Raw genomic sequence first — 10,381 nt, 5'->3', positions numbered from 1 at the left:
TCGCGGCTCAGCGCCAACGACATAATCAGCATGAAGGCGATGGGCATCACAAACAACACGGCCAAACCGTGCAGGTCGCGGCAGAGCAGTTTGAGTTCTTTGAGGAGGGAGGAAATCGTCATTGTGGGTTTTGCTTATCTGTTGCTGGCTCGTCTTTGCGCAGGAAATCAAGGTAAAACGTTTCCAGCGAACCGTGTCCCTGCTGGAAGTAGCGGATTTGCGCGCCGCTTTGTTGCAGGGTGGCGTAAACGGCGGCGGCATCGTGCGCCGTTTCCATCATGCCGCGGCTGTCTACTTGTTTGGCACCTAAGGCGATCAACGTCTGAGGCGGCAACGGCGGTTCGACAGTAAAACGCACAATACCGGTTTGCGTACTTAAAAGCTCGTCCAAACCACCGTGGTACACCAGCTTGCCGTGTTGCAGCAGCGCGATTTTGTCGCAAAGCTGCTCAATTTCCGACAGATAGTGTGAGGTATAAACCACCGTTACTCCCTGCCGTGTCAAATCCGCCACGCTGTCGAGGATAAAGCGGCGCGACTGCGGGTCGATGCCTACCGTGATTTCGTCAAGGAACACCAGTTGCGGCGTGTTAATCAGGCCGATAGCAAAATTCAGACGACGTTTAAGCCCGCCCGAAAGATGCTTTGCCGCCTTGTTTTTGTGGGCGGTCAGGTCGGTCTGTTCTAGAAGCGCATTCAGACGACCCTTGTCGCGCACTTTGTAAAGCGAGGCGAAAAACAGCAGGTTGTCCCACACGGAAAGCTGCGGATAAAACGCGAAATCCTGCGGCACCAAACCGATTTTCTGCCGCTCGCTACGGCTTAACAGACGCAATGGCTTGCCGTCAAACAAAATCTCGCCCTGCCGTACTTCCTGCAAGCCGGCCAAAAGCGACATCAGCGTCGTTTTCCCCGCACCGTTGTGGCCGAGCAGCCCCAAACATTCGCCGTCGGCAATGTCGAACGACACATTGTCCAGCGCGGCAGTTTCGGCTTTGGGATAACGGTGGGAGAGGGATTGGATTTGAATCATGGTTTCAGACGGCCTTTCAAGCGATATTTAAATCGCAGCACCCCATAAATAACGGCGCTGGAATTTGCCGTCCTTAAATATAAAGCAGACGCCGAAGGGAGCGCCGTCCGAACCTTGTCTGCCAAACAGATAAAGCGTCTTATCGCTGCCGCGGTAATAGGCTTCCCAGCCTTGATATACATTGCTGCCGCGTGCGGTGGCAGCAAAATCGGGCGAGAACAGTCCTTGCAGTTCGGCAGCGGGAACCGCTTGACCGTTTAGCGTGATACGTTCAAGCGCGAACACGCTTTTGGGAATGTCGTAGTCTGTACCATAGAAAGGTTTGCCTCGATAGAGCCGCGCGGTGTATTTGTCTTTGTTGATGCCCGAGAAGTCGCTGAGTTTTGGATGGATGCGGCGGGCAACGATGTGTACCGTTTGTCCGCTACCGGACAAAGTCAGCGTATCGTCGCGACTGGATTGTTCGCGAAGACGGACGAAGCTTTTATCGGCGGCGGGAAATATCAGACGGCTGTAATGGATGAAACCGTAGTCTTCTGCGGCGGGTTGTTGCAGCTGGGCAGTACAGAAACTCAGGCTGCCTTCGCCGCCATCACCCAGACATTCCAACGGCGTGCCGTTGGGAATTTTTGCCAAGACTTTGGCATTCAAATCGGGGCTTTCGCGCAAATTGGTGTGTCCGTCGGCATCATGAACCAAGGCAAAGCCATTTTGCGGCGCGGCATGGGTCAAGGCGGAATACAAAAATAAGACAGTAGCTAGGTAACGCATTTTTAATTTCTTTTAGTTTTCAGACGGCCTGAATGTCAAAATAATTCACGGTAGATTAATCGGGATCGAATAAATCCTGATTATTTCAATAATTCCCGCCATAACGCTTCTTCATCATCCGCAATTTTGAGCAGAAATTCGGCAATGTTGCGGCAGCCGTTTTCGGACGGTTTTTTGCACTGTTTCACGCACATTGCTGCGAATTGGCGCCATTGGTCGCCGATGGCGGTCATTTGTTCTGAGGCCGTCTGAAACGCAGGTTCGTTGCAGATATGGGCGGCCTGTTCGAGGAAGTAGGCGTAGATGTAGCGGAAACCTGCGCCGCCGGTACCGATTTCTTCCTGCATCCGCACCAAATGGCCGAGAAACAGTTTTTGGTATTTGTCGTTTTGTTTGGCAGGCAGGGATTCGATTTTTTTGGCCAGCGTGCGGATGCCTTTTACGCCGATGAAAAAGACCGGCGCGAGCATATGTTTGGCGTTTTTGCGTATGGCTTTGTGGATAATGGCGGGCAAGTCTGCCATGATTTTTTCAGACGGCCTGTTGTCTTCCAAGGTATACATCATGCCTTTTGCCGCCAATACACCTTTGGCGAACCGCGCACGCTGCAAATCTTCGGCGGCGCAGCGTTGCACGGTTTCAAATACGGGGTCGCTGATCAGGTAGTCGTTACCGTCTTTGCCGTACACCAAGAGATTGTGTGCGTTGAAATGGAAACGCATTTGTGGCGGGAAGTAGGGCAGCCAAAAGACGGAGGTTTGCAAACCGGCCAGTTTGCCTGAGGATAGTGCGGCATCCAACGCGGCTTGTCCGCTTTGTGCGTCGGAAAATTTGCGGACGGATAATTTCAGCCCCAATGCTTTGCAGGTGTTTTTGATGATGCTGCGCGGCGCGGTACGGTAGGAAACCAGCGGCATGCCGTTTAATTTGATCAGCGGCATCCAGACAAATGTCAGCGCGTGGGCAATGCCGAAAATCATGGCTTCGTCTAAATTGTGGCCATGGTATTTGAGCAGGGTGGACATCACACCGCTTTCGCAATGGGCGGTATGCTGGTGTGGAAATTCTTGTATGGTCATAAAGTTATTGGTTTTCGTGCAATGTTTTCAGACGGCCTGATGCGGTCGGAATGGGTTTGTTGTTTTGGAAATCAGCGGGTTTCTTTGGCCGCTTCCTGCTCGGCTTTGTAGCGGCGCAGAAATTCGATGGCGGCGGCTTTTTCGGCTTCGTTGCCGTATTTGGCATCACGTTGGGCGCGGCGCAGTTCGGCGCGTTCTTTGGCTTCTTCGATTTGGCGCGCTTTGAAGTCTTCGCGGTTGTCGGAGGAGACGAGTTTGTCCTGCTGCGATTGCGCTTTGGCCATGGCTTTAGCAATCAAATCCATGGGGTTGAATACGGCGCTTGGTGCGGCTGTTTGGGCTTGTGCCTGTGCGGCCTGTTTGGCTTTGACGGCGGCTTCGCGTTGCGCCAGCAGTGCTTTGCGTTCGGCATCGTCGCGCTGTTTGCGCGCGGTATGGCGTTCAAAACGGCTTTGTGCGTGTTCGGCGGCGGCAAAGCGCGGTTCGGCAGAGGTGCTGAAACGGCGTGCGGACGGCAGGAAGGGCTGCGATACGGGAACCATGTCGATGCAGTCGACGGGGCAGGGGGTAACGCACAAGCCGCAGCCGGTGCATTCGTCGCTGATGACGGTGTGCATCAGTTTGGACGCGCCCATAATGGCATCGACAGGACAGGCGCGGATGCAGGCGGTACAGCCGATGCAGGCGGATTCGTCAATCAGGGCCACGGCTTTGATTTGTGTTTTTGCCGGCGCGAGGTAGGGCTTGCCCAACAGGTCGGCCAGGTCTTTCATGACGGTTTCCCCACCCGGCGCGCACAGGTTTACCGGCGTTTCTCCTGCCGACAGGGCGCGCGCATAGGGTAGGCAGCCTTCATAGCCGCACTCACGGCATTGGGTTTGCGGCAACAGGCGGCTGATGCTTTGGATGGGAATGGTCATCATGGATAGTCAAAATCGAAAAGGCGCATTATATCAGATTGTTGCGTTTGTTTTGGCGAAACCCGCTTTGCTTATTTTAGTGAAACTCTCTACACTCGTTTTAGCGAAACGCGCTACGCTCGTTTTCAGACGGCCTGAGTCGGGTTTGCGTTATAATTTTGAAATGGATTTATTCGGGTAATTAGGAATGACGGCTACACTTTGCCCCTGTCAGTCGGGGCGTGTTTATACGGAATGTTGCGCACCGTTTCATGCGCGTGAGGCGGCGGCCTCGACGGCGGAAGAGTTGATGCGTTCGCGTTACAGCGCGTATGTTTTGCAGGAAATCGACTATATCGTGGACACGACTGTCCCTGCGCAGCAGAATTTGTTGGACAAGCAGGATTTGGCGGCATGGAGTAGGCAGATGCAGTGGTCGGGATTGAAGGTTATCCGTCATGTGCCGTTTGGCAAGCTGCATGCTTTGGTCGAGTTTGAGGCGTATTTTGAAGAGAACGGGCAAACTGAGTGCCATCATGAATTGTCGGCATTTGTGAAAATAGACGGGCGTTGGTACTTTATTGAGCCGACCGTTGCGTTACCGACGATGAAACAGCCTTGTTTGTGCGGTTCGGGCAAAAAGTTTAAGGCGTGTTGCGGACAGTTTTTCAAATAGTAGTGTAAACAGGCCGTCTGAACGTTCAGACGGCCTAAGCTGTTTTTGCAGATAAAAAAAACCATTCATACTAAGGGAGAAGTATGAATGGCCAATACATTGCGGGAAAACGTCTTACTTGCTGCACCGCCCAAAAGGGATGAAAGAGCGGTGTTGTGTCAGCGATTGATATTCTACCGTTTTTAGTATTAAATGCTGTTAAGAAGTGAAATAATTTCAATAAGTTGCAAGATAATCGTGATATTTTGAAGATAAACGGTATTTTTACTGATTTTCTCGAATCCATTTCACCCATTGCTGAAACAGCTCGGGTTGCAATGCGGCGATGACGGAACGCTTAAATACATGTTCGCCGCTCCAAAAATCGTCGCCTTCCAAAGTGGTCAGGCAGCCGCCGGCTTCTTCAAAAATTAATGCACCGGCAGCGTAGTCCCACAGCTTTTGTCCGCCGTGGATGTAAATATCGTAGCGGCCGCTGGCAAGGTAGCACCAATCGAGCGTGCTGCTGCCCATACTGCGGATTGTGCCGAATGGGGCAAGGGTATTCATGCGGCTGGCGAGTTTGCCCGAACGCAGGTATTTGATTTCTACGCCGGCAATGGATTCGTTGAGTTTTTTGTTTTCCGAACGCAGCGGCAGCGGCGTGCCGTTGAGAAATGCGCCTTTGCCGCGTTCGGCATAGAAACATTCGCCGCTGACCGGATTGTAAATCACGCCCAATTCGGCATGGCCGTTTTTAACCAGCGCGACGGATACGGCAAAATGCGGCAAACCGTTGACGAAGTTGTTTGTGCCGTCGATAGGGTCGACAATCCATAGGCCGTCTGAATGTTCGTTCCACAAACGGGTTTGTTCCTGAAAGCTCATTTCCTCGCCCAACATCGGACAATCCTCCAATAAGGGAAGGGCGGCGGCAAAAGCGGTTTGTGCGGCCAAATCTGCTTCACTCAAAACCGATCCGTCTTCCTTGCGTCGTGACGGCGTGTTCAGAAAACGCGGCATGACTTCGGTTTGGGCGATGTGGCGGACGACTTTCTGTAAACGGTATAGCACGGCGTATCCTTGTTTTTTGCAGTTTTGCGCGACAGTGGATTAAAATTCGGGAAGTTTTCAAATTATAGTGGATGAAATCGAAAGCAGGCAGGAGTATGTCGCCGTGTTTCAACTTCATTCACGAAATTTTAAATTTAAATTATATACATTAAATTATATACATGAATAAAGCAGGAAACCATGCCCCGATTTTATGTTGATTTTGCCTTAAGCCCCGACAGCGTGGTCGAATTGCCCGATAATGTGGTGCGCCATCTGAATGTATTGCGCGTGAAAAACACGGAAGAAATCGTGTTGTTCAACGGCAATGGCAAGGCATATCCGGCTTTGCCAGAAGTTTTGGAAAAACGCCGAGCCAGCGTGCGGATTTTGCGTGAAGAGGCAACGGACAACGAATCGCCGCTGAACATTACATTGGTACAGGCGGTATCCGCCGCCGAGCGCATGGATTTCACTTTGCAGAAAAGCGTGGAATTGGGCGTGGCAGAAATTCGCCCGGTCATCAGCGAACGCTGTGTCGTCCGCTTGAGCGGCGAACGTGCTGAAAAGCGGGTAGCGCGTTGGCAGGAAATTGTTGTTTCGGCGTGTGAACAAAGCGGCCGCAATATTGTGCCGAAGGTTTTGCCGCTGACGACTTATGCACAGGCTCTGCAACAGTTGCCGCAGGAAACGACCAAACTGTTAATGAGTTTGAACCGCGCACAAAAACTGAGCGATGTTCAGCCGCAATCCGGCAAAGTCGTGTTTATGGTCGGCCCTGAAGGCGGCTGGACGGAGAAGGAAGAGCAGCAGGCATTTGATGCCGGTTTTCAATCCGTTACGCTCGGCAAACGGGTGTTGCGTACCGAAACCGCCTCACTTGCGGCCATTGCCGCCATGCAGACGCTTTGGGGCGATTTTGCATAAAGTTCAGGCCGTCTGAAAACGAGCGTAGCGAGTTTCGCTAAAACGAGCTGTTGCTTCATGAGATAAAAATGGGAGTTTAAAAAATGTCTTACACCTTTACACTGGCCGAGCACGAGCTGGAAGCGGAATTGAAAAAGTTAATCGTGCAAGAGGCCGATAAGGCCGACGATGTGGATATGGATGATTTCACCGACGATGCGCTTTTGTTTGGCGATGACAGTCCGGTCGGTTTGGATTCGCTTGATGCGCTGCAAATCAGCGTTGCTTTGCAACAGTATTTCCAAGTGCGCCTGCAGGGCGACCGTATGGTGCGCAAACATATGATGTGCGTACGCGATTTGGCGGCGTTTATCCGTGCGGAGCATGGTGCGTGAGTTGGGTTTTCGGTACGGCGGCCACTTCTGCCTTGAATCCGCAAACGGACTTCAGACGGCCTGATGCGGTGTCTTATACGTTTTTAAACCAGCCGCAGCAGGCTGCTTATTTTCGTGCATTTGCTAGCGACAGTTTGGGGCGGAAGGAATTGGCGGATATCGCCGAACAACATTTGCGCCTAGCTGCCGAAAATGCAGGCTGGCCATCTGAAAGTTGGCATGATGCGCCGGTGTTTATCGGGTCTAGTTCCTATTCCATCTCCGAATATGAAAACCGCCATTTTGTGGGCAATAGGGCGGAAGAAGAACACAATCTGCTTTATCTCGCCGAAGATTTGCGCCGGCGCAGCGGCAATCGGCAGATTTTCAGTTTCGCTACTGCCTGCACTTCATCCGCCCATGCGCTCATTCAGGCGGATAACTGCTTGCGCGGCGAGGCGGAGCGTGCCTTTGTGCTTGGGATTGAAAACCTCAACCGACTGACTTTGCTGCATTTTCACAGCTTGGGTTTGCTGACCGAACAGTATCAGCCTTTTGGCGGAAACGGTTTGATTTTAGGCGAAGGTGTTGCCGCGCTTGCCTTATCTTCCGCTGCTCCTGAATCTTCAGGCCGTCTGAAACTTATAGGACACGCTGCCAATACAGGCAATGACCTGATTCAAAGCGATGGCCAAGCGCAAGAGCAAGTGATGCGACGTGCGTTAGATATTGCAGGCATCGTTCCTGAAAGCATTGCGGCCGTTAAAACACACGGCATCGGCACGGCTGACAGCGATGCCGCCGAATTGGCCGCACTGGAAAATATATTCGGTACACTGCCGCCCTTGATGGCGTTCAAACCGCAAATCGGACACACGCTTGGCGCAACGGCAGCCCTTGAAACAGCCTTGCTTTTATCCGCTCTAAAACAAGGCGGAAGCAACGATTATCAGGGGTGGAAAATTCGTTTTTCCGAGTGCGCGGCTTCACAAAAAGGCGGCTTTTTCTGTTTGGCCAATCAGTTTGGTTTTGGCGGCAGCAACACATCTTTGGTATGGCAATGGCAACCGTAAATCCTAATATCCGTATTACCGCCGCCGTGCGTTTTGATACTGACGCCGGCACCGGCGGTAAAATCCTCAAACAAATCTTAAAGCAGCAAAGCGGTATAGATACTCGCCGCCTCAGCCGCTTGAGTTTGATTGCCGCGCTTGGTGCAGGGCAGCTAAAGGAACAAAGCGAAATCCGCCCTGATTGCGCCGTTTTTCTTGGTACGCCGTTTTCTTCGCCATCCGTGTTTGAAAAAATGGCAGACAATGTGCTGAACCATCACGCCGCGATGCCGTTTGACTTTATTGCCAACCTGCACAACTCCCCAGTCTTTCATGCCGCGCAAGCGTTAGGCACGCATGGTGCAACTTTGGTCGTTACTGCCGACAACAATGTAGATACCTGCTTTCATCCATTATCTCTGGCGATGCAGTCTTTGCAAAATGGCGGACAAGCTGCGGTTGGCTGGGCATATGAACATCAAGTAGCCCGAGCCGATACCCATGAAGGCAGTATTTGGATTGTGCTTGAAGCCGGTGCAGAGCAGGGTGTTCCCGTTGTGTTGAATGATGAAGTGATGCAGACTGATAGGTCGTCTGAAAAGCCGCAATATTATTGGCAAAATATCGCCGATTGGATAGAAGCAGTAATGGCGCACGAGGGTAGGGATGTGAAGAAATGTACTTTGGCGTGATCAGCAAATGATTTTAGAGAAAGTATTTGTCTGTTGAATAAATAAGGTCTGTACCATTAAAAAGGCCGTCTGAAAATGTTTTCAGACGGCCTTTTTGTATAAAAAACCAATCAACGAGACATCTCGCCTTGAATAGCGCGGATATTCGCTTTACGGGCGTTTATGGTACGGGTCAGTTGTTGGATTTTAATCTGATCGCCTTTTTGTTTGGCCGCGTTCAACTGGGTTTGAAGGCGGGTAATAGCAGCCTGTTCGTTGCGTACTTCGGTCTGCAATATCTGTTTGCGGGTTTCTTTAGGGCTTGGCTTAGGAGCCGGCGTAACCACAGGTGCAGTACGGATAACAGGGGCTTTGTATTTGCTGTATGAAGAACTGCGTGATTTGTTCTGACGGTTGCGCAGGGTAATATTGATGCGCGGATTGGCAGCTTCGGCTGTGTTGGTCACGCTGGTAATCGGTACATTCGGCAGGATTTTGATATCGCTGTCGCTATTTCCTTTATCCAGCAAAATATCGGCTGCCGGTTTGTATGCTTGTGGGAAAGGTGTTGGGACAGTGGTTTTGCCATGCTCTACCGGAGTGGCAGTTGCCGGCGTGCTTGGTTCGGTTGAAGCGGTGGCAATAGGTTTGGCTGCTTGTTCCTCAGATGCGCGGACAACGGCTGTTTTATCGGCTTTAGTACGGTTAACCTTGGCTTTGCGTCGAGAGGAGGTTTTGGCATAAGTTTTGCCTTTATGCTTAGTCTCGACTTTGGTAGGTGTTTTATCGAGCACTTCATCCTGAGCTGTTACCGCTTGGTTATTTTGGGTAGTTGAAGTTTGCGGCTGAACTGCCGAGTTCTGAATAATCTCTTGTGGAGTTTGGATTGCAGGTACAACAGGTTGAACAGCTGGTGTTTCATTAATAATAGCAAGGCCGTCTGAAACTGTTTTCTCGGTAGAAGCAGTAGGTTGGGCTTGTGCGGCAAGCATTACAGGAACAACACTGTTTTCTGTTTGGGTTGCACTAGACTGAGTTTGTACGACAGGAGTTGTATTGCGGACAGTAGTGTCGGCAACATAGTCTTCAGCTTTTATTGTGGGCGGCGCTTCCAGAGTAGGCGTATTGTTGGGAACGATTACGCTGTCTGCAATGGCTTTGTCGGCTGTAACGGTATGGGTTTGCGCGATGAGTACAGGAGGAACAATAGTGTTGTCCTCTTGAACGGCAGTCGTCTGAGTTTGTACGACAGGAGTTGTGTTGTGGACAGCAGCATCGACAACATAGTTTTCAGGTTTTGCAACGGCTGATGTTTCCAAAGCAGGCGTATTGTTGGAAACGATTGCGCTGTCTGCAATGGTTTTATTCGCTAGCATAGCTTGTCGAGTTTGTGCCATCGGAATGGAAATAGGTGCCGGAATACCGTATTCATTTCGAGCAACAACGACTGGGGTTTGTACCGCGGGCGTTGCTTGAGAAGCATTAATGTAGTCTGCGGCAGATGCTTTAAATTCTGTTGTTTGTACCGTTTTTAAAACCGGAGTGTCGCCCGGAATCGCAACGACGCTGTTTTCTGTTACATTGTTTGTTTCAACTATGCGACAGGCGTCATTGATCTGGTATGAAGCATAAACGGTGATGCCTTCAACATTGCAGACATACTCGGCAGCGTTGGCGGCGGCGGGGAGGGTCAGGCTGAGGGCAATGGCGGTTTTGCAGAAAAACGGTTTCATAAAGGCAATAGAATCAGGTTGTTTGTTCAAAGTGTAATTATACTATGTACACTGTCAGCATCCGCCAACTTATTTTTAGGCGGTGTAAAACTGTGGCTGAAAGGTTGAAAATTGGAATAAAAGGTCTTAGGCCGTCTGAAACTTGTCATATAAAG

At 51.1% G+C, this 10,381-nt stretch carries 12 protein-coding genes; 6 read left to right on the top strand and 6 right to left on the bottom strand.

Annotation, left to right across the window (positions count from 1 at the left end; all coding sequences use genetic code 11):
- Positions 1-118: 118 nt before the first annotated feature.
- The 4 genes from ACTHUE_RS06225 to ACTHUE_RS06210 form a co-directional block, all read right to left on the bottom strand.
- Entirely contained in the window at positions 119-1,033 is a 915-nt protein-coding gene (locus ACTHUE_RS06225) for an ABC transporter ATP-binding protein (protein ID WP_440361229.1), read from the bottom strand.
- A gap of 27 nt (positions 1,034-1,060) precedes the next feature.
- On the bottom strand, positions 1,061-1,804 hold the full coding sequence (locus ACTHUE_RS06220; protein WP_440361230.1) for an SH3 domain-containing protein: 744 nt from the start codon (positions 1,802-1,804) through the stop codon (positions 1,061-1,063).
- Between the two features lie 80 nt (positions 1,805-1,884).
- The gene (locus tag ACTHUE_RS06215; RefSeq protein ID WP_107848638.1) at positions 1,885-2,883 is read right to left on the bottom strand and encodes a BtrH N-terminal domain-containing protein; all 999 of its coding nucleotides are present in this window, start codon (positions 2,881-2,883) and stop codon (positions 1,885-1,887) included.
- 71 nt (positions 2,884-2,954) lie between these two features.
- Positions 2,955-3,803 (bottom strand): RnfABCDGE type electron transport complex subunit B, encoded by an 849-nt coding sequence (locus tag ACTHUE_RS06210; protein ID WP_440361237.1) that lies wholly within the window; start codon positions 3,801-3,803, stop codon positions 2,955-2,957.
- A gap of 1 nt (position 3,804) precedes the next feature.
- Here ACTHUE_RS06210 and ACTHUE_RS06205 point away from each other — a divergent pair, with 1 nt between their 5' ends.
- Together ACTHUE_RS06205 and ACTHUE_RS06200 are read left to right on the top strand one after the other, a co-directional pair.
- Positions 3,805-3,984 carry a hypothetical protein gene (locus tag ACTHUE_RS06205; protein ID WP_004518937.1) on the top strand — a complete coding sequence of 60 codons (180 nt, stop codon included), beginning with the start codon at positions 3,805-3,807 and terminating at the stop codon, positions 3,982-3,984.
- A gap of 6 nt (positions 3,985-3,990) precedes the next feature.
- A complete protein-coding gene (locus ACTHUE_RS06200) occupies positions 3,991-4,458 on the top strand; it encodes a YchJ family protein (protein WP_004518935.1) in 468 nt (155 codons plus the stop codon).
- 264 nt (positions 4,459-4,722) lie between these two features.
- Here the strand turns inward: ACTHUE_RS06200 and ACTHUE_RS06195 are convergent, their stop codons facing one another.
- The gene (locus ACTHUE_RS06195) at positions 4,723-5,511 is read right to left on the bottom strand and encodes an inositol monophosphatase family protein (protein ID WP_004518934.1); all 789 of its coding nucleotides are present in this window, start codon (positions 5,509-5,511) and stop codon (positions 4,723-4,725) included.
- Positions 5,512-5,691: 180 nt separating this feature from the next.
- On the opposite strand from ACTHUE_RS06195, the gene ACTHUE_RS06190 reads away from it, so the two are divergent.
- The 4 genes from ACTHUE_RS06190 to ACTHUE_RS06175 all read left to right on the top strand — a co-directional run bounded on the left by ACTHUE_RS06190 (position 5,692) and on the right by ACTHUE_RS06175 (position 8,514).
- The gene (locus ACTHUE_RS06190; RefSeq protein WP_004518933.1) at positions 5,692-6,417 is read left to right on the top strand and encodes a 16S rRNA (uracil(1498)-N(3))-methyltransferase; all 726 of its coding nucleotides are present in this window, start codon (positions 5,692-5,694) and stop codon (positions 6,415-6,417) included.
- Positions 6,418-6,500: 83 nt separating this feature from the next.
- Positions 6,501-6,791 carry an acyl carrier protein gene (locus tag ACTHUE_RS06185; protein ID WP_003748215.1) on the top strand — a complete coding sequence of 97 codons (291 nt, stop codon included), beginning with the start codon at positions 6,501-6,503 and terminating at the stop codon, positions 6,789-6,791.
- Entirely contained in the window at positions 6,788-7,843 is a 1,056-nt protein-coding gene (locus ACTHUE_RS06180; RefSeq protein WP_004518932.1) for a beta-ketoacyl synthase N-terminal-like domain-containing protein, read from the top strand. The genes ACTHUE_RS06185 and ACTHUE_RS06180 overlap by 4 nt, the downstream gene beginning before the upstream one ends.
- Complete coding sequence (locus ACTHUE_RS06175; RefSeq protein WP_004518931.1) at positions 7,825-8,514, top strand: hypothetical protein; 690 nt, start codon at positions 7,825-7,827, stop codon at positions 8,512-8,514. Before ACTHUE_RS06180 ends, ACTHUE_RS06175 begins: the two co-directional genes overlap by 19 nt.
- A 110-nt stretch (positions 8,515-8,624) precedes the next feature.
- Here ACTHUE_RS06175 and ACTHUE_RS06170 read toward each other — a convergent pair whose 3' ends face one another.
- Positions 8,625-10,256, bottom strand: coding sequence for a hypothetical protein (locus ACTHUE_RS06170; protein ID WP_100066626.1), 1,632 nt, complete (start codon positions 10,254-10,256; stop codon positions 8,625-8,627).
- Positions 10,257-10,381 lie beyond the last annotated feature (125 nt).

The organism is Neisseria sp. P0021.S005, assembly GCF_051956955.1.
This window is presented reverse-complemented; position numbering and strand designations above follow the sequence as displayed.

What these genes read in the sequence shown, in the direction of transcription:
- ACTHUE_RS06225 (WP_440361229.1), bottom strand. Translation starts at nt 1,033, where the DNA reads ATGATTCAAATCCAATCCCTCTCCCACCGTTATCCCAAAGCCGAAACT.
- ACTHUE_RS06220 (WP_440361230.1), bottom strand. Translation starts at nt 1,804, where the DNA reads ATGCGTTACCTAGCTACTGTCTTATTTTTGTATTCCGCCTTGACCCAT.
- ACTHUE_RS06215 (WP_107848638.1), bottom strand. Translation starts at nt 2,883, where the DNA reads ATGACCATACAAGAATTTCCACACCAGCATACCGCCCATTGCGAAAGC.
- ACTHUE_RS06210 (WP_440361237.1), bottom strand. Translation starts at nt 3,803, where the DNA reads ATGACCATTCCCATCCAAAGCATCAGCCGCCTGTTGCCGCAAACCCAA.
- ACTHUE_RS06205 (WP_004518937.1), top strand. Translation starts at nt 3,805, where the DNA reads ATGGATAGTCAAAATCGAAAAGGCGCATTATATCAGATTGTTGCGTTT.
- ACTHUE_RS06200 (WP_004518935.1), top strand. Translation starts at nt 3,991, where the DNA reads ATGACGGCTACACTTTGCCCCTGTCAGTCGGGGCGTGTTTATACGGAA.
- ACTHUE_RS06190 (WP_004518933.1), top strand. Translation starts at nt 5,692, where the DNA reads ATGCCCCGATTTTATGTTGATTTTGCCTTAAGCCCCGACAGCGTGGTC.
- ACTHUE_RS06185 (WP_003748215.1), top strand. Translation starts at nt 6,501, where the DNA reads ATGTCTTACACCTTTACACTGGCCGAGCACGAGCTGGAAGCGGAATTG.
- ACTHUE_RS06175 (WP_004518931.1), top strand. Translation starts at nt 7,825, where the DNA reads ATGGCAATGGCAACCGTAAATCCTAATATCCGTATTACCGCCGCCGTG.